We start from the raw sequence: 26,437 nt of genomic DNA, 5'->3' as shown, positions 1-26,437 counted from the left end.
CATACAAAAACGGTATCCGAAGATACCGTTTTATTTATTACTTACGAGTAACAAGCTTATCTAGCATACCATTGACAAACTTATGACTGTCATCGGCACCAAAGGCTTTCGCTAATTCGATACCTTCGTTGATAGCCACTTTAAATGGCACATCTTTACGATAAGTGAGTTCATACGCAGCTAAGCGCACAATGGCTTTCTCAACTGGCGATACGTCTTCAATATCACGATCTAAATGTGGCTTTAAAAGCGCATCAAGTTGAGTCGCTTTTGTTGCTACACCTGATAGCAACTCACGAAAATAAGCTACATCAACACCGTTAATGTTTTGCTCAGTTAAAAATTCGTGTTCAACGTCAGCAACGTTATTTTGGCTTAACTGCCACGAATAGATAGCTTGAACAGCTAAACGGCGTGCCTTACGGCGCTCTGAAGGCTTCATTACTTTTCCTACTACTATACCAACTGTTGTTCTAATTCTTGCAGAACATTAACCATTTCAAGTAGGCCAAGGGCAGCTTCAGTACCTTTGTTACCTGCTTTAGTACCAGAGCGCTCAATTGCTTGCTCAATGGTATCTGTGGTTAACACGCCAAATGAAACAGGAATATCAAACTCTAAAGCAACTTGAGCTAGACCCTTGTTACACTCGCCTGCAACTAAATCAAAATGCGGAGTACCACCACGAATCACAGCACCAAGTGCAATGATACCGTCAAATTTCCCACAAGCAGCAACACGTCGTGCAGCCAGTGGTAATTCAACAGCGCCAGGAACACGAACAACAGTAATGTTGTCATCTTCAACCTGACCAAAACGTTTTAGTGTATCTATTGCGCCATCAAGCAGACTCTCAACTAAGAAACTATTGAAACGCGATACAACGATCGCCACTTTGGCATTTTTTGCTTCGATATTACCTTGAACTACGTTCATTATCTTACCTAAATTAGCTAAAGCACCCAGCTCTGGGCAAAAGTGGCGGTATAATACCACAGCAAAATGCCCTGAGTCCTGTGCAATTAATGATAAATGTTAACTTCACTAAATTAGTGAATTATTCTGCAATGTAATCAGTCACTTCTAAACCGAAGCCCGATAACGAATGATAATGTTTCGGCGAACTCAATAGCCTCATGCTGCTGACACCAAGACTTGATAGTATTTGCGAACCGATGCCCACTTTACGTGAGGTGCCGACCCATTTCGCCGCAGTTGGTGCTTGACCTTTGTCTTCTGCTTCAAACGCTTTTACTTTGGCTAGCATCTCACTTGAATGCTCTTCATGGCCTAATAATACTAAAACACCACCTTCATTAGCGATGCGTTCCATCGCTTTTTCTAGTGGCCAGCTACGTTTTTGATCTCGCTCAGAGTGAAGCAAATCGTTAAATGTATTTTGCAAGTGCACACGCACTAAACAATCAGCTTTCACTTCACCTTTTACCAATGCATAGTGCAATTGATTATCGATGGTGTCTCTAAATGTCACCATAGTAAACTCACCAAAGCGTGTGGGTAGTTTACATTCTGCTTCACGCACAACAGTGGTTTCTTTGGTATTACGGTACTCAATTAAATCAGCAATTGTCCCCATTTTAATACCGTGTTTTTCACTAAACACTTCTAAATCAGGACAACGTGCCATCGTGCCGTCATCATTTAAAATCTCAACGATCACACCTGAAGGCTCCAAACCTGCTAATCGAGCTAAATCGCAACCAGCTTCAGTGTGTCCAGCACGCGTTAATACGCCGCCATCTTGTGCCATTAATGGGAAAATATGCCCAGGCTGAACTAAATCAGCGGCTTTAGCATCTTTTGCAACAGCCGCCTGAACTGTAACAGCACGATCATGAGCTGAAATGCCTGTTGTTACACCTGTTGCAGCTTCAATTGATACAGTAAAGTTTGTCGAGAACTGTGCATTATTATTAGTTACCATTAAAGGTAAATTTAACTGCATACAGCGCTCTTTAGTCATTGTTTGGCAAATCAATCCACGACCATAGGTCGCCATAAAGTTAATTGCCTCTGGCGTCACCTTTTCGGCCGCCATGATAAGATCGCCTTCATTCTCTCTATCTTCATCGTCCATCAAGATAACCATTTTACCCTGACGAATATCTTCGATGATCTCTTCTATACTGTGTAGTGCCATGTTAAGACCTTTATGTTTAGTTTTTCTATATCAGCAACATAGGCTAAATATATTCGGGTATTCTATTTTCTATCGCATAAATCCGGCGTTGGCTAGCATTTCCATAGTGATGCCGCCTTCGGATTTTGTGGCTTTTTCAGCGTTCATCAAGCGCTCTAAATAACGTGCAATTAAATCCACTTCGATGTTGACCTTACTGCCGGCTTGCAAAGCCAACAAGGTCGTTTCTTCGGCTGTATGTGGCACAATCGTTAACCTAAAACGATGCCCATCAATTTCGTTAACTGTTAAGCTAACTCCGTCAATGGTTATTGAGCCTTTATGAGCGATATATCGAGATAAGTCTTCAGGTGCGAGTAACCAAAACTCGATGGCTTTTCCGCGCACATTTCGTTGCTCAACCCTTGCAATACCATCAACATGCCCGCTTACCATATGGCCGCCTAAACGCGTCGTTGGCATCACCGCTTTTTCAAGGTTAACCTTTTGTCCGACTTTATAATCAGCAAAACCAGTTAATGCGACAGTTTCAGCTGAAATATCTGCAACATAACCATCAGGTAGACATTGTACAACCGTTAAACACACACCATTGGTTGCAATACTATCTCCTAGTTTGACATCAGATAAATCCAAACTACCACTAGCTACATTTAAACGAATATCATCGCCTTTGCGATCAATTTTTCTTAATGTGCCTAGGGCTTCAATAATGCCGGTAAACATAAATACTCACTTGTTATCTTATTCAATATTATTTAACAGTGTTCGTTGCCTATACCGTTTAAATAATGGCAAAAAATCTTGTTGCTTATAGAGCAAATATCATTCTTAGATCTGCACCGACTCGACGCGTATCGTTAAGTTGTATTTTAGGGATATCTGACATGGCTTGGTAATCATCAAGCTGGACTAAATTACGACCTTGGCTACCCAGTAACTTCATCGCTTGATATAAATACAATTCATCACCTAAGCCTTGTTTGATGACGCTACCCGCTAATGTTGCTCCAGCCTCTACGAGAACCGTATTGCATTGCTTACCTAAATAAGTAAATAACGCATGTAAATCAACGCGTCCATCATCATTTGCACCAATAGTGATACAACTAACATGATTGTTAAATCTTTCTCTCACTTCTGCGGGGTATTCCACACATGAAACCAACAGTATAGGAGACGCTATTTCAAACAGTGCAAAGTCATTTGTTAGCCTAGCTTTACTATCTAGAATAACCCTTAATGGTTGTTTAATTTCATTTGCTGCTAAATGCTCTTTTACACTGCCTAATTCTTCATAACGGACATTCATAGATGGGTTGTCAGCAAGTACCGTTTCTACACCAGTAATAATGGCGCATTGTCGAGCACGTAACTTTTGTACATCCGCTCGGGCTTCAGGTCCTGTAATCCATTTAGACACCCCATTAGACAATGCCGTTTTTCCATCAATACTGGCAGCAAGCTTAATGGTAACAAGTGGCAAGCCTGTGAGCATTCGCTTAGTAAACCCAAGATTAAGTTGTTTGGCTTGCTCGGTTAATAATCCGACTTCAACCTCAATTCCCGCTTCTTGTAGCATTCGAATACCATTACCTGCCACTTGCGGGTTGGCATCAACCTCAGCAATAACAACCCTTTTTATCCCCGCATTTATTAACGCTAATGCACAAGGAGGAGTTCGGCCGTAATGACTGCAAGGCTCAAGGGTGACATAGGCAGTGGCTTGGCTTAATTTATCTTGCTGCTGATTGGTTTGTACTGCATTTAAAGCGTGAATTTCAGCGTGCGGGCCACCCGCTTTAATATGATAACCTTGACCAATAATCTGCTCGCCAACGGCAATCACACAGCCTACGTTTGGATTAGGCCGAGTTGTATAACGTCCTTTTTCTGCTAATGAAATTGCCAGACTCATCATTGAAATATCAAGGATAGACCACTGAGACATAAAAACCTTCTTGATTGCACCAAAACGATAAAAAGCAATATTTTGCTAGCGGCAAGTAATGATAATGCGGCTACTTTTGTAACTTAGCGATTGCTTCACCAAATTGAGACACATCTTCAAATGCACGGTAAACAGAAGCAAAGCGAATATAGGCAACTTTATCAAGCACCATTAACTGCTCCATCATTAAGTTACCGATCATAGCAGAGTCAATTTCTCGTTCGCCTGTCGCACGAAGCGTGGATTTTATTTTTGTTAATGCTTGCTCAATTTGATCCATAGAAACAGGGCGTTTTTCAACTGCTCTAAGCATACCGCCACGAAGTTTCTCTTCATCAAATGGCTGACGAGTGCCATCTTGTTTGATCACTCTAGGCATCACCAGCTCAGCACCTTCAAAGGTCGTAAAGCGTTCATGGCACTCGGTACATTCCCGGCGACGACGTACTTGGTGGCCATCAGCCACAAGTCGAGAGTCAATCACTTTAGTATCTGTCGCGCTACAAAATGGGCAATGCATATTCGCTCCTGAAATTAAAAAGAAAATGGCTGTAAGTACTCGGTACTTACAGCCATTAAAGTTTATCCTATTTACTTTATAAGGTTAACCTTATCGATAAGATTATCCTGCCAAGATAAATTGAATAAAGCCAGTCTTACTCAATCACGTTCCTGTTTCAGAATACTTGAAAGGTATTAACCGTAAACAGGGAACTTAGCACATAATTCAAGCACTTGATTCTTCACACGCTCAATCGTGGCTTCATTATTAATATCGTCAAGTACATCACACATCCAGTTGGTTAACTCAACTGATTCAGTTTCAGTAAAACCACGGCGTGTAATTGCAGGAGAACCAATACGTAAACCTGAAGTCACAAACGGTGAACGTGGATCATTTGGCACCGAGTTTTTGTTCACTGTGATGTTAGCTTTGCCTAAGGCAGCATCAGCATCTTTACCAGTCATATCTTTGCTGATTAAATCAAGCAGGAATAAGTGGTTATCAGTGCCGCCAGATACCACATCATAGCCACGTTCGATAAAGGTTTTAGCCATCACTTTAGCGTTGGCAACAACTTGCTCTTGGTAAGTCGTAAACTCTGGATCTAATGCTTCTTTAAATGCAACGGCTTTAGCTGCAATAACGTGCATTAATGGACCACCTTGGCCGCCAGGGAATACTGCTGAGTTTAATTTTTTATAGATATCTTCATCGTTTGATGCTGATAAAATTAATCCACCACGAGGACCAGCAAGTGTTTTGTGTGTCGTCGTTGTTACTACGTGTGCATGTGGTAACGGGTTCGGATAGATACCAGCAGCAACAAGACCTGCAACGTGGGCCATATCAACAAATAAGTAAGCACCTACTTTGTCAGCGATTTCACGGAATTTACCCCAATCGATGATACCTGAGTATGCAGAGAAACCAGCAATAATCATTTTAGGCTTATGTTCAACAGCTAAACGCTCAACTTCTGCATAATCGATTTTGCCAGTCGTTTCATCGATACCGTACTGAACCGCATTGTATAATTTGCCTGAAAAGCTCACATGAGACCCGTGAGTCAAGTGACCACCGTGTGCCAGGCTCATACCTAAAACGGTGTCACCACCTTGTAAAAGCGCCATGAAAACAGCTGAGTTTGCCTGAGAACCAGAATGCGGCTGAACGTTAGCGTATGTTGCGCCGAACAACTCTTTAGCACGTGAAATAGCTAATTCTTCAGCAATATCAACATGCTCACAACCACCATAATAACGCTTACCAGGGTAACCTTCTGCGTATTTATTGGTTAACTGAGAACCTTGTGCTTCAAGAACACGTGGGCTGGTATAATTTTCAGATGCGATTAATTCAATGTGCTCTTCTTGGCGACGAGTCTCATCTTCAATGGCTTGAAACAGTTGTGGATCGTAATCCGCGATATTCATAGCTTTCTTTAGCATTGGTGTCTCCAACAGCAGTTCTTATATATAGGGTTGCGCGGTATTCTACTCTGCTCTGCGTCACAATCCCAGCATTTAGAACATGAATTTCATTGGAAATTATCTTTAATTTGATTAATCCAAAATTTGAGTTAAACAAAAAATAAAGTAGAATTATCATCATCATTGGTCACTAAAGAACCTTAAAAATGGCTCAATTTGTCTATAGTATGCTGCGGGTAGGAAAGATTGTTCCGCCTAAAAAACAAATCCTCAAAGATATTTCACTTAGTTTTTTCCCTGGCGCCAAAATTGGTGTACTTGGATTAAATGGTTCTGGTAAATCAACTTTGCTAAAAATCATGGCAGGTTTAGATACCGAAATCGAAGGTGAAGCACGTCCGATGCAGGACCTAAAAATTGGTTACCTGCCACAAGAACCTAAGCTTGATGAATCACAAACAGTACGTGAAGCAATTGAAGAAGCGGTCAGTGAGGCTAAGAATGCGCTGACTCGTCTGGATGAAGTTTACGCACTTTATGCTGAACCTGACGCCGACTTTGATGCATTAGCAAAAGAGCAAGGTGAACTTGAAGCAATTATTCAGTCTCAAGATGCTCATAACCTAGATGTAATTTTAGACCGAGCAGCTAACGCATTACGCTTACCTGATTGGGATGAAAAAATCGAAGTGCTATCAGGTGGTGAACGTCGCCGTGTCGCAATTTGTCGCTTACTACTTGAAAAGCCAGACATGTTGTTACTTGACGAACCAACTAACCACTTGGATGCTGAATCTGTCGCGTGGCTTGAACGTTTCTTACAAGATTATACTGGCACCGTAGTTGCGATTACCCATGATAGATATTTCTTGGATAATGCTGCGGGTTGGATTTTAGAACTTGACCGTGGTGAAGGTATTCCTTGGGAAGGTAACTACTCATCTTGGCTTGAGCAAAAAGATGCACGTCTACAACAAGAGTCTGCAACTGAAAGCGCCCGCCAAAAAACCATTCAAAAAGAATTAGAATGGGTACGCCAAGGCAGTAAAGGTCGTCAATCTAAAGGCAAAGCCCGTATGGCTCGCTTTGAAGAATTGAACACCAACGACTATCAAAAGCGTAACGAAACTAATGAATTGTTCATTCCACCAGGGCCTCGTTTAGGTGACAAAGTAATTGAGGTTAATAACTTAACTAAGTCTTATGGCGATCGAGTGTTGATTGATGACTTAAGTTTCTCAATTCCTAAAGGTGCGATTGTCGGTATTATCGGTGCAAACGGTGCGGGTAAATCAACATTATTTAAAATGATTTCAGGCGCTGAACAACCTGATAGCGGCAGCATCGAAGTGGGTGAATCAGTACAAATTGCTTCGGTTGAGCAATTCCGTGATTCAATGAACGACAAGAATACCGTCTGGCAGGAAATCTCAGATGGACAAGATATCATGCGTATCAACAACACAGAGATCCCAAGTCGTGCTTACGTTGGGCGCTTTAACTTCCGTGGTGGCGATCAGCAAAAAATCATTGGTACCTTATCTGGTGGTGAACGTAACCGTGTTCATTTAGCCAAACTGCTACAAGCAGGTGGTAACGTACTCCTACTCGATGAACCAACCAATGACTTAGATGTTGAAACACTGCGTGCGCTAGAAGAGGCGTTATTAGAGTTCCCTGGTTGTGCCATGGTTATTTCTCATGACCGTTGGTTCTTAGACAGAATCGCCACTCACATTTTAGATTATCGTGATGAAGGCCAAGTTAACTTCTATGAAGGAAACTACACTGAATACACGGCCTGGTTGAAAGAACACCTTGGTACTGAAGCCATTGAGCCACATCGTTTAAAGTACAAGCGTATTGCTAAATAGTCGCAGGATTATCATTATCTGATTCTGACTAAAATTAATCACTTAATAATAGCCTTAGTCAGTTGATTGTATTGCCATTATAAAAGTCCTATTGATGGTGAAATTCGTTAATTCGAGTTTTCACTTTAAATAGGACTTTTTTATGTTTACCCGCCATTACTTTCACTAATCGCTAAAATAACCACTTACCCATAAAGGCAGTCATAAAAATGACGACTGTCTGAAAACCTGCAATTTGTTAAATTTCTAAATGCCTCATGGTTAACTTACTCTGTTGAGCTTATTCACTCGCGTTAACAATATAACTAACACAGCCAACAAAAACTTGGTTCTTTAAAGAACATTAACAATAACTTAAGCACAAGAGGATAAAGCAACATCAGGTATAATAAGGTAACAATATATCAGTCAAACCGCCCTACTGTTGGCTTGTTGTAAAAAAGCGTCAAAAAACCACAATCTATTTGTAAAGACAAATTAACTTAAGTACTATAAAATTATTGACGGATTATTTTACTGTTGACCAGTTGCAGTAGCACAAGGCTATGCACGAACAATTACACAAAAATGGAGGAATCAGTGAGATATAGTCGAATTACTTTTATTTTATTATGTTTTTATGCCAGCAGCTCATTTGGTTTAGAGATTATTTCGAGTAGCGAAACCCAAAAACTACAAGAAATTGAGCAAAAGTATAATATTGATGATTTACTCATTTCTGCCAACGATAAATTGTCAACGCACAAAAAGAAAGAATCAGATTTCCACGCCTTAAGTGTCGAGATTAAAAGCAAGCAAACTGAATATGAACATTTGGTTTCTAAGTTACCAGCTAAAATCTTGTCACGCGCTAACCTAAGTTCTTTTTACCGTGATTTAGAAAATCTTGTCCTTAAAATAGATCAACTTGAAACCAAGTATGATATCGACGGTAAATCGCTTAAGAGAGAATACAAATCGATAATGGCAGAATATGATGTCATTAATGAAACTCGCACAAACAAAGATGAGCAACTAGCCGCACTTAAAAGTGAAATCACCAAGCGCGTTATTGCTGATGTTTCAAAAGCTGACACGGTTCAATCAGTTGATTTAGATGGTTCAACCTTATGTAGTAAATTTCAGTCAATTAACGATTGTTTGAAAGATTCAGAAAGCTACATTGTGACTAATACAATCAAAACTGATCCTTTTTTGAATGAGCGCAGTGTTTTACTTTCATATGACGTCATCGACGCCAGTATGAATATGTCAGGCAACTTAAACTATAAAATTAAGATGGCATTCAAACCTTCATATAACAGTAAAATTGACTCACTGATTAATGAAGAACTAGGCCTTAAATCAGCCATGATTACATTAGTTAGTAATGTCGCCGCTGATTGGTTTGTCGATGGTGTTAAAGTTGGGACTGGCCGTGAGATTTTTCATGAAGTGCCATTAGGTCAACACGGTATTTTGGCTTCTTATCAAACGAAAGATAAGTCGAGTGTTGAGTTCATTCAAGGCAATGGTGTTTTCAACTATAACTTTAACGAAACATCTCGTAATAATGACTTAGTGACATTGCCACAGACCGAAAAAACCAAAAAACAAACCATGAAAATGAAGCCTAAACAAGCGAATGTCGCAGCTAAAGATAAGCCTCAAATGAGCCTATCAAACAAGAGCTATGAATATTTCATGGGAATTGAAGCATCGACTACAGAGCAAAACGAAAGCTTTAATGGAACACCTTCAGCAAAACTGTAGCGTCTCATATTAGAATAAAAAACCACTTAGTATGACTAAGTGGTTTTTTTGTTTTCTAGCATACCAATTTAAAGAATCAACCTGCTTTACTGTATCTTCCCTCTGGTAACTGTTAAAAAATTGATACCAACTTAGACATGAGTTCACAACTCAGATCCAATAACTAAACACTAATGTTATCAGCATGTTTTGTTACAGTCTTATCTGCTACGCTTTACATTCCTTTACCCTTATATGCTGCTTTTTTTATTAAAATAGACTCACATCAGCATAGGCATTTTTAGAGTTCATCAATGAAAAAATTAGCATTCCTTATTATTGTTTGTGGCGTTATGGCCGCCGCTTTTTCATTTAGTGGTATTAGCCAGGCCAGTAAATCTAAACCCGATAGCAACAATAAACCGCAAAGAACTATTCCTGTGGTAACAGGCATTGTTGATCAACATGAGTTATCGCAATCGTTATCATTGATTGGCAAATTAGATGCTGAACAGTCCGTGTTTATTTCCTCACAGGTTGCTGGCCAAATCAGTGATATTCTCATTAAACCAGATCAAGACATTAAAGCGGGTCAAACTATTGTTCAGCTCGATAATGCGAAAGCTAAAGCCGCAACAGCCGAGGCTGCAGCCTACCTTGCTGATGAACAAAGAAAATTGAAAGAGTTTTTAAAGCTAATCAAAAGTAATGCCATTACCCAAACTGAAATTGATGCCCAACGCGCTAATGTCGATATGGCTCAAGCTCGCCTTGCCTCCGCTCAAGCCGATCTAAACTATCACACACTTAAAGCTCCATTTTCAGGCTCAGCAGGATTAATTGATTTTAGTGTTGGTAAGATGATTTCGGTTGGTACTGAATTGCTTGCTTTTGACGATCTATCTAGCATGAGACTTGATCTACAAGTACCTGAGCATTACTTATCGTTACTTTCAAATGGCATGGCCGTTAGTGCACAAAGTCGTGCTTGGCCTGAACAAGTATTTACAGGCAAAATCATTGCCATCGACTCTCGCATCAATCAAGACACTTTAAACTTACGGGTGAGAGTACAGTTTGATAACCCCGAAAACCGTTTAAAGCCAGGTATGATGATGGCTGCAGTACTTAACTTCCCTGCAGTTTCTGAACCTGTCATTCCAGTCCAAGCAATTGAATACTCTGGCACAAAGCGTTTTGTGTATATCATCAACGAAGACAACATAGCAAAACGCACAGAAGTAACATTGGGCGCTCGTATTGACAACGAAGTGTTAATTTCTGACGGCTTAAATATTGGTGACCATGTTGTAGTTCAAGGATTAGTTAACATGCGTGATGGGGTATTAGTGGATGTGCTTGAACAGCAAAATACAGCTGAGCGCCTAGCCAATGAAAACACAGCAGAAGAAAGTAACCAGCAGGAGAAAAGCTAATGTGGCTTTCTGATGTTTCAGTCAAGCGTCCTGTTGTCGCTATTGTACTCAGCTTATTATTGGGTGTATTTGGCCTAGTCTCACTGTCAAAACTGTCGATTCGAGAAATGCCGGATGTTGAAAATCCGGTAGTCACGGTAATGACCACCTATAGTGGCGCTTCAGCCACTATTATGGAAAGCCAAATTACCACCACGATTGAAGATGAGTTAACGGGTATTAGTGGTGTTGATGAAATTGAATCTGTCACTCGTAATGGTATGTCCCGCATTACAGTCACATTTTTACTTGGCTGGGATTTAACAGAAGGCGTGAGTGATGTGCGTGATGCTGTAGCGAGAGCTCAGCGCCGCCTTCCAGATGAAGCTGACGATCCTGTAGTATCTAAAGACAATGGCTCAGGCGAGCCGTCTATTTATGTCAACCTGAGTTCATCAACGATGGACCGAACTCAGCTCACCGATTACTCCCAACGAGTATTAGAAGATCGTTTTAACTTAATCACAGGAGTCAGCTCAATTTCCATCACGGGCGGACTTTACAAAGTCATGTACGTTCAATTAAAACCTGAACTCATGGCAGGACGTAATGTGTCAGCCAACGACATCGTATCAGCACTAAAGACTGAAAACGTTGAAACGCCAGGCGGCGAAGTTCGTAACGACACTACGGTCATGACGGTTCGTACAGCAAGACTCTATAACCACCCAGAGGACTTTGACTACTTAGTCGTTCGTACTGCCGACGATGGCACACCTGTTTACCTAAAAGATGTCGCGGATGTATTTATCGGTGCAGAGAACGAGAACTCAACCTTTAAAAGTGATGGCGTTGCTAACCTTTCTTTAGGCATTGTCGCCCAATCTGATGCGAACCCATTAGATGTCGCGAAATGGGTTCATCAAGAAGTCGATAGAATCCAAGACTTCTTACCTGATGGTACGGCGCTCGTGGTCGATTATGACTCTACCATTTTCATTTCTCGCTCAATCGATGAGGTCTATAACACCTTAATTATCACTGCAGTATTAGTGATATTGGTGCTGTATATTTTTATCGGCCAAGTCCGTGCGACGTTAATTCCTGCGGTGACTGTGCCTGTCTCGTTAATTGCGGCATTTATTGCGGCTAACTCATTCGGTTTTTCAATTAACCTTCTCACATTGATGGCGCTGATCCTAGCCATCGGACTGGTTGTTGATGACGCTATTGTGGTCGTTGAAAATATTTTCCATCACATTGAAAAAGGTGAACCTCCTTTACTTGCTGCCTACAAAGGAGCTCGCGAGGTTGGCTTTGCTGTTGTCGCCACTACTGCAGTATTAGTTATGGTGTTTTTACCCATTTCATTTATGGAAGGCATGGTTGGATTACTGTTTACTGAGTTCTCGGTAATGCTAGCAATGTCGGTGTTATTTTCATCGCTTATTGCATTAACGCTTACCCCTGTACTCGGTAGTAAATTGCTAAAAGCCAATGTAAAACCTAACCGTTTTAACTTATGGGTAGACGGGTTATTTGATGCACTAGAAACACAATACCGCCGTGTCGTGAGTAAAGCTGTGCAATTCCGTATAGCTGCACCATTGGTTATTGTTGCGTGCGTGGCTGGTAGTGGCTGGTTGTTAAATCAAGTACCTGCTCAATTAGCCCCTCAAGAAGACCGAGGCGTTATTTTTGCCTTCATTAAAGGCGCCGAAGGCACTAGCTACAATCGCATGTCTGCCAATATGGAAATCGTTGAGCAGCGACTATTACCTATGCTAGGTGATGGCGTTATAAAATCATTTAGTATTCAAGCTCCGGCATTTGGCGGCCGGGCTGGCGATCAGACTGGTTTTGTTATTATTCAGCTGGAAGAATGGCAAGACAGAAATATTAATGCCCAGCAAGCGTTAGGGATAGTCGCAAAAGCACTAGAAGGTATCCCTGACGTCATGGTACGCCCAATGTTGCCAGGCTTTAGAGGTAAATCAAGTGAGCCAGTACAGTTTGTATTAGGTGGCTCCGATTATGAAGAGTTGTTTGATTGGGCGCAAAAACTACAACAAGAAGCGGATTTAAGCCCGATATTAGAAGGGGCTGATCTTGATTATGCTGAAACAACCCCAGAACTATTAGTTAGTGTCGATCGTGAGCGTGCAGCAGAACTTGGCGTGAGTGTCACTGAAGTTTCAGACACCTTAGAAATCATGCTTGGCGGTCGCAGCGAAACCACCTTTATTGAGCGTGGCGAAGAGTATGATGTATACCTACGAGGCGATGAAAACAGCTTTAACAGTGTCGCCGATTTAAGTCAGATATATATGCGCACTTCAAAGGGCGACCTTATCACCTTAGATACCATCACCCGAATTGATGAAGTGGCTTCAGCGCAAAAACTTAGCCATCTGAATAAACAAAAGTCCATCAGCTTAAAAGCCAATTTAGGCGAAGGATATACCTTAGGTGAAGCATTAGATTTTCTCGATGCGAAAGCCATTGAAATGCTGCCAAGCGATATCACCATTTCATATACAGGTGAGTCAAAAGATTTTAAGGAAAACCAAAGCAGCGTTTTCATCGTGTTTGGTCTTGCGTTATTAGTCGCATACTTAGTACTTGCTGCTCAGTTTGAAAGCTTTATCAATCCGTTGGTCGTTATGTTTACTGTACCCATGGGTATATTCGGCGGATTCCTTGGACTGTATTTCACCGGCCAAGGGCTCAACATTTATAGCCAAATTGGCATGATCATGCTAATTGGTATGGTCACCAAAAACGGCATTTTAATTGTTGAGTTTGCTAATCAGTTGCGTGATAAAGGACTCTCTCTAGAACAAGCAATTATCGATGCCTCAGCCAGACGTTTAAGACCGATTCTCATGACGGCCTTCACCACTTTAATTGGAGCAATCCCATTAATATTATCGACAGGTGCAGGTTCAGAAAGTCGCATCGCTGTCGGTACGGTAGTGTTCTTTGGGATGGCATTTGCTACTCTAGTGACACTCTTAGTCATCCCAGCGATGTATCGACTCATATCAGGGGCAACAAAGTCGCCTGGCTTTGTGGAGCAACAACTTAATTTGGCTATTGAGCAACAAAAAGCAAGAGCCAGCAAATCATAGTTAGCTCTAAGGGTTTAGCCTACCTTGGCTAAACCCTGCTTGAACAAGTTAAATTAATTAAAATGGATAATAGGTGTCACATGGAAAAAGTTGCCGTATTTGTTGATGTGCAGAACATCTATTACACATGTAAACAAGCCTTTGGGCGTTCATTTAACTATCGAGCCTTATTCCAAAACCTCAATTATACAACTCAAATTGAATATGCCATTGCCTATGCCATCGCTCCGGCGGACGATGGCCAAGTTAAGTTTCAAGATGCACTTAAACATATTGGTTTTGAAGTTAAACTCAAACCTTATATTCAAAGAAGTGATGGCAGCGCCAAAGGTGACTGGGATGTCGGCATTACCATCGATGTTTTAGACTATGCCGAGCAAGTAGATAAAGTCATTTTGCTTTCTGGTGACGGTGACTTTGACTTACTGATGGCAAAAGTAGCGCAAAAGTTTAACTGTAAAACCGAAGTCATTAGTGTGACAGAGTTAACCGCTAAATCTTTATTAGATGTGATTTCCCATCATACCCCTATCGATAAGCAGCTTTTAATTTAGCTCTAACACTCCTCCAACCAAACCTGCTTAAACGCACTTATGTAGCACAAAGAACAGTCTAAGCAGGGCAAAGTCTTTACAATCCGCTGCTAATTCGAGCAATAATACATTTCAACAAACTATTTCCTCAAGAAACGTAACGATTGCCGATACAAAGTCACACAAGAAGTATTGTTTTACCGCATTACATACGTTTACAAAATTGGTTAAAATGCGTAACGATATAATAACCACATAAAATAAGGGCTTTAAATGTTATCAGCGTTAAAACATCTGCTTTTATTCTCTATTGTGGCTATTTTTTTTGCTGTTTCTCTGTCACCCCAAAACGCTCAGGCTGAGCAATTTCAGCTGGAAACCCTTACGATTAGTGATGGCCTGCCGTCCTCTAGCATTACCACGCTGTATCAACAACGTGATGGATTTATTTGGTTTGGTACCGATACTGGAGCCAGTCGCTATGATGGGGTTAACTTTACCAATTTTCAGTTCTCTGAATCTGACAAGACCCACATATCCAACAACTACATCACCAAAATCCATGAAGATCGTAGTGGCAATATTTGGATAGCTACCGAAGATGGCTTAAACCAGTTAACCCAAGACAATGAAATCATCATTCATAACATGATTTCCACCCAGTCCAGTTTAGGTTCGAGTTGGATCATAGAAATTTATGAACAAGAAAATGGCTTACTATGGTTTGGCACCGGTTCAGGACTAACCCAATATAACCCGCAAAACAAACAGTTCACTGCCTACTCATTATTTGATGAAAATCAAGCATACGAAACCTCAGTCAGCGGAGTTTTTAGCGATCACAATGGCACTATTTGGGCCGTCACTGACTACGGCTTAGCCACACTCAACACCCAATCGGATCAACTCGAAATAGTGAAGTTTGAAGGCGAACTTGCAAAGCAACTAGACCCGGTCATGTTCTATGGCGCCAAAAAAGCCAAGAATGGCGAAATATGGCTCGGTAGCTATCGAAATGGATTATTCAAACTCAACTTAGAAACTCGCAGCATCAACAATATCCATTTCAATAAGGATAACCCGAGTAATCAGCAGCTCCCATCCAATCACATTCAAAGCTTCACCTTTAAAGACGACAACACGCTATGGGTAACACACGGTAAAGGCGCTAGCCGCATTACATTAGACACCATGAGCTTTTCACACCTGACTCATGAAGCATTTAATCCTAATTCGATGCCAAGTGATTATGTCCCGATTGTAATGGTTGATCAGTCTGGTGGGGTTTGGTTTGGTACTGGTAATGGCGCATCGTTGTATTCTAATTTTAAACAAGGAACACGTTTATACAGACCAAAACCGATTAGCTCTGAATTATCCGGAAATATGGTCTATTGGTTCGATTTTGATAAAGATAACAATACTTGGATAAGCACGACAAAAGGTATAGATAAATTAAGGTTAAATAAAGATTTAATCTCTTTGCAGCCTATTTCTGAGTTAACCCCTTCGATGATTTATAGTGCAACAATCGATGACGCCAATACCATGTGGATTTCCCAAGCAGATGGTTTGACAGTATATGATATTGATACAGAACGTTTACGCCACTTCAGTAATGCTAAAGATAACCCTCATGGTTTGCCTGAAAGCGAATTTTATTTAGCACTGCCTGATAATCATGGCAACGCATGGATCACAGGCTACCTTGATGTAGGGCTCATTTTATTTAACCCTGACAAAGGGATACTAAAGCAGCTGCTGCATCACAATGATAATTCTTATGCCGCGGGTGGAAACTTCACCTTTGATAAGCAGCTTCTCCATAATGGCGAGCTATGGCTAGCGACAACCAATGCTATATACCGAGTCAATACACAAACCTACGAAGTCAAACACCTTCCTTTAGGTAGTGAAGCGCAAAATATTCGTACCGTTAAAATATATCAAGATGAGAACAATACTGTTTGGGTCGCAAGCCAAGGTCTAGGCCTGGTCAAAATTGAAGTGAGTGACTTCTGGAGTGACGATTTACAACTTGAATATATTACTAAAGAAGATGGTTTAGCTTCGAATACTCTTAAAGGTGTCACTGGCGATGGTCAAGGGCATTTGTGGATCACGACACAATCTAAATTCGCCAAGATGCACATCGAAACTCAAAAAATCACTAAATTTCCTAGTGCTATCAATCACAAAGATAGCTCTTTTTCAGATGCTGCCATCGCATTTCAAAAAGATGAGTTGTATATAGGTACAAACAACGGTGCCTTTAAAATTGATACACGAGCAATTAAAAGTAACCAATTTTCCCCACAGGTTCATATAACATCGGCATTAATTGCCAATGAAGAATACATCCACTTAAACAGTAACCATAGTATTGATGCATTGACCTTAGACTATGAACAAAATATGGTGCAATTTTCATTCGCTGCACTGGATTTTAATGCGCCGCAAAAAAACCAATATCGATATAAACTGCATGGCTTTGATGAACGCTGGATATACTCGCAAAACATTTCCACAGCAACCTATACCAACCTTCATGCAGGTGATTATCGTTTTGTCGTGCAAGGCAGTAATAGCGATGGTATTTGGAGTCCGTTAATTGCAGAGCTTTCATTCAGCATTAAAAAACCCTGGTGGTATTTCGCCATCATTAGTTTGGTACTTGTGTGTGCGTTATTGACCTTTTTATTTTTGTTAACCCGTTATCAAAAAGTCACAGAGTTGAAAAACCGAGCTAATTTCGACACGTTAACAGGCTTATCAAATCGATTCCGTTTTAATACTGTACTTGAAGCCACTGTGAATCAAAAACATCAGCATGCTGCGGTGGCTTTTATCGACCTTGATTACTTCAAGGAAGTCAATGACTCTATGGGACACGACATAGGTGATGAGCTGATTATTCAAGTGAGCAAACGCCTATCATCAAACCTCAAAAGTGATGACCTATTAGCCCGCTTAGGCGGTGATGAGTTTGCAATTATTCTTCGAAATCCGGGCGAGCTTTCACAGCTAGTGAATATCATTGAACGCCTAAGATTAGCAATTAACACAGGCTATCAAATACAGGAACATTGGATTAAGAGCTCTGCCAGTATTGGGGTTGCTTGCTACCCTGAAGATGGTCTGGATGCGAAGACGTTACTAAAACATGCCGATACCGCGATGTATGCTGCTAAACAAGCAGGACGTAATAGCGCCTACTTTTTTAATGAAGCACTGTCAGTCGCCTTACAAGAAAAAATTTCAATTAAACAGCAGCTTCAACATGCATTAACCAATGATGAGTTTGAGTTGTATTATCAGCCTAAAATTTGCCTTAAAACAGGTAATATCCGTTCATTTGAAGCATTGCTGCGCTGGTTCCACCCCGAAAAAGGTTTGATACCACCCGATAAGTTTATTCCAGAAGCTGAAAGTAATGGTCAAATCATTGAAATTGGTTATTGGGTTATTAAACAGGCTTGTATCACGGCAAATCAATGGCACCAAGAAGGCTTGCTCAAAGGAAGTGTGTCGGTCAATATCTCCCCTGTGCAGTTATCTCAGCCAGATATTAGCGAAAAAATCGAAGCCATATTAGTGGAAACCGGTTTCCCTGCAGAGAAGCTGGAACTGGAAATTACCGAATCACTTTTGATTGAGAATGTAGAAACCGCTAAAAAGGTGCTAAGCCAATTACATGATTTAAAAATCAGACTCAGTTTAGATGACTTTGGTAAGGGGTATTCATCCTTAAATTACCTCACCCGATTCCCATTAAATACCTTAAAAATCGACAAAGGTTTTATCGATAGCTTTTTAGATAATGAAGCCGCAAAAGCGGTCTTAAAAAACATTATTAATTTAGGTAATGACCTAAAAATGCAAATTGTCGCAGAAGGGATTGAAACTGAAATGCAATTAATTAAACTCATTCAGTACCAGTGTCATACAGGTCAAGGTTACATTTTCAGCCCAGCGGTAAATACCCAAAGTGCTTATAAGATGCTAACAGGTGAAACGGTATTACTGCCTAAATTTATGCAAAACAAAGTTGGCTAAATATGCATTTTCAACGGTTTGAACTGAGTAACCTCTGTCGAGATATTAAAGGGGATTAGCCAAACTCTGGTCTGAGCAGTCAATGAATCGCCATAGCAAACCGAAAAACACTGTTGTAACGTCTAAGAATAAGTAACAATGCCCTCATAAAATGACTTAGTAGCATCAAGATGACTCAGAAAACGATTGAATATAGCCCAACTTTTCACTTTCCTGTACAAATTTACTATGAAGATACAGACTTTTCAGGCGTGGTATATCACCCCAACTTTTTAAAGTATTTTGAACGAGCGAGAGAGCATGTGATTGGCGCAGACGTACTGAACTTATTGTGGCAACAGCAACAGCTAGGCTTCGCGGTATATCGTACAGATATGCTGTGTCACGATGGGGTTGAATTTGCTGATATCGTTGATGTTAGAACGCGTTATTACTTTGAAAGTAAGTACCGTACTGTTTGGCAACAAGAGATTTGGCGTCCTAATGCTAAAAAGCCTGCTGTGACAGCCACAATTGAGATGGTCTGCATGAATCAGCAACGTCAGATGGCCCCTATGCCACTCAACTTGATTAGCCAGTTACAACAACAATTTAATCAGTCTTAAGCGCGTTAATCACTTTAATGTTTAACGTTATCTGAGCTTGGTAGGAATAAGAAAGGTTGTTCAATGAGCTGCGTGTATCGTAGCTCAAAATCTGTTGCGACAAGAGGCTTACTAAAATACTCCCCCTGAATGGTATCAGTTCCGAACTCAATTAAGGTATCAAATACATCTTTGGTTTCAACCCCTTCGACCGTAACATCAAAACCAAGACTCTTAGCCAGTTCGATGCTAGTTTTCACAATCTTATTAGCTTGTAAATCGCAATTAAAGTCGTCCAAAAAGGCTTTATCAATTTTAACTTCATCAATGGGAAGGTGGCGTAAGTAAGCTAAAGATGAATGCCCTGTACCGAAATCATCAATAGCAATTTTAACTCCTAACTCGCGAATTTCTTTTAGTGTTTCGATGGTCCGTGCTAAATCTAACATCAATACACTTTCAGTGATTTCAATCATTAAGTTCTCAGCAGGCACTTTGTACTGCATAAGCAAATTACTGATATCAATTGGCAAATGCTGATTTTCAAGATCTTTAGTGGATAAGTTAACTGCCACTTTGATATTGATGCCTTGCTGTAACCACTTAACCTGTTGCTGTAACACTTGTTCAAGAGCCCACTTACTGATTAAGTCAATCATGCCAGTATGTTCAGCTAAAGGAATAAACTCTGTTGGCGGTATAATACCTAAGCCATCATGCTCCCATCGAATTAACGCTTCAACTTGTGAACACTTACCCGAGCTGATATCCAACTTAGGTTGATACACCATATGGAGTTGGTTTTGCTTCAGACTTTTAGGTAAGCTATTAATGATTGTCAATTCACGATATTGAGCTTTGTCATCATCTTGATTATAAAATGCGATATCGTTTCGGCTGAGCTTGGCTTTTTTAAGTGCTAAGTCTAATCGACGTAGCATTAAACTCACATCCGCATGATGGTCATGCAGCTCAAGTACCCCTAATTGTACTTTAATGCTGATTGGAGTTTGCTCGATGTCGAATGGCTTTTGTAGATGCTGCTTTATATTAGATAACTCGTTAACTGAAATAGCTTTAGGGTAGAAAAGTAAAAACTCATTACCGTTCATTCTTGAAACGAATTGTGGCGGATTGTTTAGCCCCTTAATTCGTAATGCAAAAGCTTTTAATAACTGGTCACCAAAAATAAATCCAAAGAGATCATTTACAAAGCGAAACTGCTGAATGTCCACCAGCACGAGCATCCCCTCAGTCGCAGGCATCTTGGCAAACATTTTACGCTTGAATCCAACTCGATTAGATAACCCTGTCAGCTTATCTCGCTCAAGCGTTATAGGGTTGTTTTGCTGGAATAAATTGAGGTTTCTAACCAGAGGTTTGAATGCTCTTGGAGTATGTTTAAAGTTAAGTGGGGACTGGATTGCATTATTCGACTCTAAGGTTTGAGTCAGCTCTGCGATGAATTTGCCTTGTTGGAAGTAACCGCCTAATACAATACCCAATAACAAAATAAGGGCGATAAACAATACAATTATAATTTCAATACTTAACACAACTTATCGCTCCTTATTCAATTGGGGTTAATTCCATAACCAAGCTCATTCATGTCTGCTTGGCGGCTATATTCTCAGCTGTTATTGGTAACTTTGCTTAATAGAATGATACACATCTAAAAACTCGTCACTCTCTAGATCTTCCGGTGTTACAGGTAAGCCGCGAGTTGCAAAAATATCTAGACGTTGTTCCAATTCAGGCCCTGCTCTTAACTCGCCAGTATAATAAGCTGCTGAGCGAATAAAGTCTAAATAGGTCACCGACTCAGGCATATAATGAAGATCAGCCCAGCGTTCAACCACTTCCATCACTTCAGGCGCAAAGTCCCAAGTCTTTAAAATAGCACGACCAATTGGTCCTTGCATTTTACGGACTAAACCACGTAACTGTTCAATGCTTGTAAAGGCATCAGGCTTTGTTTCTGCCTCAGATAACACAGGTAGAGCACCAATATTATGGACTAAGCCTGCCAATGTTAATGTTTCAGGGTCTAATTTCTTACTCGGGTGACGTTTATTGTAAATAGCCAACATAGCACCAGCTGATGCGGTGACCTCAATAGAAGTTTGCCACACTTCATCCATCACCTCCCAAACCATCTCATTGGTTGAGATAAATAATTGCTCTAATGCGACAGAGGTAACAATCGCTTTTATTTGTATTAGTCCAATACGATTGACAGCAGCACTGATATTTTCAGCTTTATTACCTCGGCTATATAAAGCACTGTTTGCCACCTTAATAATACGCGCCGAAATTGCGGCATCTTGGCCAATAATGTCGCCAACTTGTTTAAGACTTGAGTCTGGTTGCGCAACAACTTCCTGCACCCGCATGGCGACTTCAGGCAGTGTCGGAAGCACTAAAGCATCGTCTTTTAGCTTCTTTAATAGCCCTACCAATAATTGGTGTTCAGTTGTCATAGATCCCGCCTGTAATTTTATTGTTGTTGCTTTGTTTCGATTATATCAGCTATGTCATTTAATAGAATAAAGAAAAAGCACTAATCTTTATAAAGCATGTCAATTAATTAGCAAACATTAAATTAGACAAGCAGCACAATCACAGATGAATTATTTGCATTCAGCGACCATACTTAAGTAAAATGCCGCCCCCGCGCTGTGTGCGAATTTCCATCAAATTGAGAGTGATTATGTTTAGACCAGAGCTATTGTCTCCAGCAGGAACGTTAAAGAATATGCGCTATGCCTTTGCATACGGTGCAGATGCTGTTTATGCAGGCCAACCTCGCTATAGCTTACGGGTTAGAAATAATGACTTCAAAATGGAAAATCTGGCGATGGGCATCAAAGAAGCCCATGCGCTAAATAAAAAGTTGTATGTCGTCAGTAACATTGCACCGCACAATGCAAAATTAAAAACTTACATACGTGATATGGCACCTGTCATTGATATGAAGCCTGATGCTGTGATCATGTCAGATCCTGGTCTTATTATGATGGTGCGTGAGGCATTCCCAGATCAAACAGTACATTTGTCTGTACAAGCCAATGCGATTAACTGGGCATCCGTTAAGTTCTGGCAGCAACAGGGGATTAAACGAGTCATCTTATCTCGTGAATTATCATTAGATGAAATTGAAGAGATTCGTCAACAATGTCCAGATATTGAGTTAGAAGTGTTTGTCCACGGCGCGTTATGTATGGCTTACTCTGGACGTTGTTTATTATCAGGCTATATCAATAAACGCGATCCAAACCAAGGCACATGCACTAATGCTTGTCGCTGGAAATATGATGTACATGAAGCCAAGCAAACAGACACTGGTGATATCATCGCCGTTAACCCACAAGGTATCGTCGATGCAAACGGTGTGCAAATTGAGACACCGACATTAGGTGCTGGTCAACCTTCAGATGAAGTTGTTCTATTACAAGAACCTGGGCGTCCAGGTGAATATATGCCCGCTTATGAAGATGAGCATGGCACTTACATCATGAATTCTAAAGATCTACGTGCGATTCAACACGTCGAACGTTTAACAAAAATGGGCGTAGACTCTCTTAAAATTGAAGGCCGTACTAAGTCATTTTATTATGTCGCACGTACAGCTCAATTGTACCGTCAAGCTATTGAAGATGCGGTTGCAGGTAAAGACTTTGATCGTACATTAATGCACAACCTTGAAGGGTTAGCACATCGTGGTTACACCGAAGGTTTCTTACGTCGCCATGTTCATGATGAATATCAAAACTACGATTACGGTTATTCAATCAGTGACACTCAACAGTTTGTTGGTGAGTTCACTGGCGTTCGCAATGATAGCGGCGCTGCAGAAGTCGATGTTAAAAATAAGTTCTCTGTCGGTGATAGTGTTGAAGTCATGACGCCACAAGGAAACTTTACCCTGACGATTTCAGAGCTAGTCAATCGTAAAGGTGAATCAGTTGAAGCTGGTTTAGGTTCGGGGCACTTTGTATTTTTAGCCGTTCCTGAAAGCGTTGAGCTAGATAAAGCCATCTTGATGCGTAACTTACCGCAAGGCCAAGATACTCGTAATCCTCATCAAGCTGCAGAAAAAGCTGAGTAACCTGTTATGGCATTATTAATCGATGATAGCTGCATTAACTGCGACATGTGTGAGCCTGAGTGCCCTAATGAAGCGATTACCATGGGCGAAGAGATTTATGAAATAGACCCAGCACTGTGTACAGAATGTGTTGGCCACTATGATAAGCCGACTTGTGTCTCTGTATGTCCTATCGATTGTATTGATCCCGATCCTGAACATGCTGAAACACCTGAAGAGCTTAAATATAAATACCAAGTCATCACAGGAAAGGTATAACCCACAAGCACAAGCTTAATCCCTCGGTGAAAACTGAGATACACAAAAAAAGGCGCCTAAGGCGCCTTTTTATTAATAGAATTTTAATGCTCTGCTCAGATAGTGCTTAACAATGGCAATAAGTTGCCTACAGACATTAAGCTGACGCTTGGGGCTGCTCAGATGAGTAGCCTTGAAGAGTTTGTAGTGTTAACGCCAGCTTCTCTATGGTTAATCTAGCGGGTTTAGGCAGAGATTCTAGCTCAATACCGAGTAGTAAATTTTTCACTTCTAAGCCTAACTCAGTATCCCCTTCAATTTTTAACTTACGTTGAAAGAATAAGGTATCGGGATCTTCTTTTCCTGCCGCAACTAACAGTAACTCAGGAACATTAGCCGTAAAAGTCACATCTGCTTGAGTTAATGGTCTAAGCAACAATTCGTCATTGAAACTGATTTCAAAGTGCAAGCCAATATCCATAACCGATATAGCAACCCATTTAGATTGTAAAAAGTCTAACTCACCAAATTTTATTTGTTCAGACAATGTCAAAGACAGCAATTTAGCCAACACATTCATTTTGGCTTTTTCAGGTACAACGGCTAAAGATTGCGTTGCCACTTTCGGGGCTAACCCTAGTACATTTTTAGCCACGCTATTGGTGAATCGAAAAGACATCCTTACTCCTACACTGCTTACTCTAATAATTAAGCTAGTTTACTCACATTTTATCAATTGAAACCTGTTTCAAATCAAATCATGTGACGTCATTCAACTTTACACTCCCTTTCTACGACAGTTTGAGAGAGAGAATATGGAACTCTTGTGCCCAGCAGGAAATTTAGCCTCATTAAAAGCCGCTTTTAGAGCAGGTGCAGATGCGGTTTACCTCGGATTAAAAGATGATACAAATGCACGTTCATTTGCAGGGTTAAACTTTACACCTGAGCAAATGAAACAAGCAACGAAGCTTGCCCATAGTCAAGGCAGAAAAGTATTTTTAACCTTGAATACTTACCCAAAACCAGGTGAAGAGTCACGCTGGTATCAGGCCATTGATCTGGCAGCCCAGCTTCAAATGGATGCTTTAATCACTGCAGATATTTCGCTGCTCGACTATGCAAGCCGTCGGTACCCTCATTTACCGCTTCATTTATCCGTTCAAGCTAGTGCAACGAACCTTGCTGCACTAGAGTTCTACCAACAGGCATTTAATATCGAGCGAGCGGTATTACCTCGGGTATTGTCGATGAAGCAAGTCAAAGATCTTGCTAAAAATAGCTCTGTTGACTTGGAAGTGTTCGCCTTTGGTAGCCTTTGCATTATGGCAGAAGGACGATGCCACCTATCATCTTATGTTACAGGTCAGTCACCCAATACCGGTGGTTCTTGCTCGCCAGCAAAACACGTTAGATGGCAAGAAGACGGTAATCAATGTTTAACACGTTTAAATGAAGTACTCATTGACACTTCTAATATCGACCAACAGTTAGGTTACCCTGTTGTTTGTAAAGGGCGCTACATTGCTGAAAATGAATCCCAAGCCGACTACTTACTCGAGTCACCAACAAGCTTGAATACACTCAGTTTATTGCCTCAACTTGCTAACGCAGGTATTTGTTCTCTTAAAATTGAAGGCAGACAACGCAGTCCAGCTTATGTTGAACAAGTCACCCGTGTTTGGCGTGAAGCAATAGACAGTTATTTGGCCAACCCAAATGCATTTACTGAACTTGCAAGATGGAATGAAACATTAGCAAAGGTATCAGAAGGACAGGTCACCACATTAGGCGCCTACGAGCGTCAATGGCAGTAGGTAAGAATTCATGAAAATTTCACTCGCACCAATTAATTATTGTTGGGAAAAAACCGCAGTAGATGACTTTTACCAGCAAGCCGCTCAAAGTCGCATAGATACCATTTACCTTGGTGAAACCGTCTGCAGTCGCAGAAGATTACTCAAATTCAATGATTACATTGAACTGGCAACCATGCTTAACGCTCACGGAAAAAATGTCATTTTATCTACCATGGCATTAATTGAAGCTCAGTCGGAGCTGACCGAGTTAAAAAAGTATGTCGATAATGGTGAGTTCAGCATCGAAGCAAATGACATGGCTGCGATTCAAATCGCACAACAAGCAAACTTGCCATTTATCTGTGGCCCATCAATCAACAACTACAACCGAGCCAGCTTAGATATACTGCATAAAATGGGAATGAGTCGTTTTGTTATGCCATTTGAACTGTCTAAAGCTTGGTTAGATACAGTATTAAATCATCCTAATAGGCCTGGGTTTGAAGTTGAAGTGACTGGATATGGGTATATTCCATTGGCGCATTCTGCTCGTTGTTTTACCGCTAAACATTTCGGGTTAAGTAAAGATAACTGCGAGACAATATGCCGCCAGCATCCGAAAGGCATTTTGGCGCAAACTCAAGAGCAGCAAAGTCTATTACGTCTAAACGGAATTCAAACTCAATCAGCAGCTCATTTGGACTTAACCTCTGAAATAGCCGATATGATAGCAATGGGCGTTAATTTCTTTAGGGTCTCACCCAATGATATTCACGATATTAAGCAAGCCGATGAATTAGTGAGCTTAATTAGCCACCTTAAAAACCACAGCGGTGAAGCAGACAATAAGACCACATCTTCGAACGTTAATGCCTGTAATGGCTATTGGTTTGGTCAAGCAGGATTACAACAAGTGTAGTGT

Annotated in this window: 21 protein-coding genes; 11 read left to right on the top strand and 10 right to left on the bottom strand. The window is 40.8% G+C overall.

Translation table 11 applies throughout. The features are described 5' to 3' along the window. Nucleotides 1–37 precede the first annotated feature (37 nt). The 7 genes from nusB to glyA form a co-directional block, all read right to left on the bottom strand. Nucleotides 38–442 carry a transcription antitermination factor NusB gene (nusB, locus tag J8L86_RS08690; RefSeq protein WP_055023757.1) on the bottom strand — a complete coding sequence of 135 codons (405 nt, stop codon included), beginning with the start codon at nt 440–442 and terminating at the stop codon, nt 38–40. A gap of 14 nt (nt 443–456) precedes the next feature. Further along, the gene (gene ribE, locus J8L86_RS08685; protein ID WP_055023789.1) at nt 457–936 is read right to left on the bottom strand and encodes a 6,7-dimethyl-8-ribityllumazine synthase; all 480 of its coding nucleotides are present in this window, start codon (nt 934–936) and stop codon (nt 457–459) included. 121 nt (nt 937–1,057) lie between these two features. Then, nucleotides 1,058–2,161, bottom strand: a complete 1,104-nt coding sequence (ribBA, locus tag J8L86_RS08680) for a bifunctional 3,4-dihydroxy-2-butanone-4-phosphate synthase/GTP cyclohydrolase II (protein WP_211029910.1) — start codon at nt 2,159–2,161, stop codon at nt 1,058–1,060. Nucleotides 2,162–2,230: 69 nt separating this feature from the next. Next, nucleotides 2,231–2,887, bottom strand: a complete 657-nt coding sequence (locus J8L86_RS08675; protein WP_065108631.1) for a riboflavin synthase — start codon at nt 2,885–2,887, stop codon at nt 2,231–2,233. Between the two features lie 85 nt (nt 2,888–2,972). Then, on the bottom strand, nt 2,973–4,112 hold the full coding sequence (ribD, locus tag J8L86_RS08670) for a bifunctional diaminohydroxyphosphoribosylaminopyrimidine deaminase/5-amino-6-(5-phosphoribosylamino)uracil reductase RibD (protein ID WP_065108632.1): 1,140 nt from the start codon (nt 4,110–4,112) through the stop codon (nt 2,973–2,975). A 70-nt stretch (nt 4,113–4,182) separates the two neighbouring features. Further along, on the bottom strand, nt 4,183–4,632 hold the full coding sequence (gene nrdR / locus J8L86_RS08665; RefSeq protein WP_055023753.1) for a transcriptional regulator NrdR: 450 nt from the start codon (nt 4,630–4,632) through the stop codon (nt 4,183–4,185). A gap of 176 nt (nt 4,633–4,808) precedes the next feature. After that, complete coding sequence (gene glyA, locus J8L86_RS08660) at nt 4,809–6,065, bottom strand: serine hydroxymethyltransferase (RefSeq protein ID WP_055023752.1); 1,257 nt, start codon at nt 6,063–6,065, stop codon at nt 4,809–4,811. Between the two features lie 188 nt (nt 6,066–6,253). Between glyA and ettA the strand changes: the two genes are divergently transcribed. From ettA to J8L86_RS08625, 7 genes are all read left to right on the top strand, one after another. Continuing rightward, nucleotides 6,254–7,921, top strand: coding sequence for an energy-dependent translational throttle protein EttA (gene ettA / locus J8L86_RS08655; protein WP_065108633.1), 1,668 nt, complete (start codon nt 6,254–6,256; stop codon nt 7,919–7,921). A 579-nt stretch (nt 7,922–8,500) separates the two neighbouring features. Next, nucleotides 8,501–9,673, top strand: coding sequence for a hypothetical protein (locus J8L86_RS08650; protein ID WP_065108634.1), 1,173 nt, complete (start codon nt 8,501–8,503; stop codon nt 9,671–9,673). A gap of 293 nt (nt 9,674–9,966) precedes the next feature. Then, a complete protein-coding gene (locus J8L86_RS08645) occupies nt 9,967–11,088 on the top strand; it encodes an efflux RND transporter periplasmic adaptor subunit (RefSeq protein WP_055023750.1) in 1,122 nt (373 codons plus the stop codon). Next, nucleotides 11,088–14,198: a multidrug efflux RND transporter permease subunit gene (locus J8L86_RS08640; protein ID WP_211029909.1), complete on the top strand. Its 3,111-nt coding sequence runs from the start codon at nt 11,088–11,090 to the stop codon at nt 14,196–14,198. Before J8L86_RS08645 ends, J8L86_RS08640 begins: the two co-directional genes overlap by 1 nt. 80 nt (nt 14,199–14,278) lie before the next feature. Then, nucleotides 14,279–14,752, top strand: coding sequence for an NYN domain-containing protein (locus J8L86_RS08635; protein ID WP_144430148.1), 474 nt, complete (start codon nt 14,279–14,281; stop codon nt 14,750–14,752). 252 nt (nt 14,753–15,004) lie between these two features. Beyond that, nucleotides 15,005–18,787 carry an EAL domain-containing protein gene (locus J8L86_RS08630; RefSeq protein WP_211029907.1) on the top strand — a complete coding sequence of 1,261 codons (3,783 nt, stop codon included), beginning with the start codon at nt 15,005–15,007 and terminating at the stop codon, nt 18,785–18,787. A gap of 170 nt (nt 18,788–18,957) precedes the next feature. Continuing rightward, on the top strand, nt 18,958–19,392 hold the full coding sequence (locus tag J8L86_RS08625; protein ID WP_119968470.1) for a thioesterase family protein: 435 nt from the start codon (nt 18,958–18,960) through the stop codon (nt 19,390–19,392). A gap of 14 nt (nt 19,393–19,406) precedes the next feature. Here J8L86_RS08625 and J8L86_RS08620 read toward each other — a convergent pair whose 3' ends face one another. Continuing rightward, a complete protein-coding gene (locus J8L86_RS08620) occupies nt 19,407–20,927 on the bottom strand; it encodes a bifunctional diguanylate cyclase/phosphodiesterase (protein WP_211029905.1) in 1,521 nt (506 codons plus the stop codon). An 81-nt stretch (nt 20,928–21,008) separates the two neighbouring features. After that, nucleotides 21,009–21,851 carry an HDOD domain-containing protein gene (locus tag J8L86_RS08615; protein ID WP_055023744.1) on the bottom strand — a complete coding sequence of 281 codons (843 nt, stop codon included), beginning with the start codon at nt 21,849–21,851 and terminating at the stop codon, nt 21,009–21,011. A 230-nt stretch (nt 21,852–22,081) separates the two neighbouring features. Here J8L86_RS08615 and yegQ point away from each other — a divergent pair, with 230 nt between their 5' ends. Further along, nucleotides 22,082–23,479 (top strand): tRNA 5-hydroxyuridine modification protein YegQ, encoded by a 1,398-nt coding sequence (gene yegQ / locus J8L86_RS08610; protein WP_065108639.1) that lies wholly within the window; start codon nt 22,082–22,084, stop codon nt 23,477–23,479. A gap of 6 nt (nt 23,480–23,485) precedes the next feature. Continuing rightward, nucleotides 23,486–23,737, top strand: a complete 252-nt coding sequence (locus tag J8L86_RS08605) for a YfhL family 4Fe-4S dicluster ferredoxin (RefSeq protein ID WP_065108640.1) — start codon at nt 23,486–23,488, stop codon at nt 23,735–23,737. A gap of 136 nt (nt 23,738–23,873) precedes the next feature. Here J8L86_RS08605 and J8L86_RS08600 read toward each other — a convergent pair whose 3' ends face one another. After that, on the bottom strand, nt 23,874–24,395 hold the full coding sequence (locus J8L86_RS08600; RefSeq protein ID WP_080916381.1) for an SCP2 sterol-binding domain-containing protein: 522 nt from the start codon (nt 24,393–24,395) through the stop codon (nt 23,874–23,876). 136 nt (nt 24,396–24,531) lie between these two features. Between J8L86_RS08600 and J8L86_RS08595 the strand changes: the two genes are divergently transcribed. Further along, nucleotides 24,532–25,533 (top strand): peptidase U32 family protein, encoded by a 1,002-nt coding sequence (locus J8L86_RS08595; RefSeq protein ID WP_065108642.1) that lies wholly within the window; start codon nt 24,532–24,534, stop codon nt 25,531–25,533. A gap of 10 nt (nt 25,534–25,543) precedes the next feature. Further along, complete coding sequence (locus J8L86_RS08590; RefSeq protein WP_211029903.1) at nt 25,544–26,434, top strand: U32 family peptidase; 891 nt, start codon at nt 25,544–25,546, stop codon at nt 26,432–26,434. Nucleotides 26,435–26,437: the final 3 nt, after the last annotated feature.

This window comes from Shewanella sp. MMG014 (assembly GCF_018100775.1).
GTDB lineage: Bacteria > Pseudomonadota > Gammaproteobacteria > Enterobacterales > Shewanellaceae > Shewanella > Shewanella japonica.
Note: the sequence above shows the minus strand (reverse complement) of the source record. Positions and strands in the feature narration are given on the sequence as shown.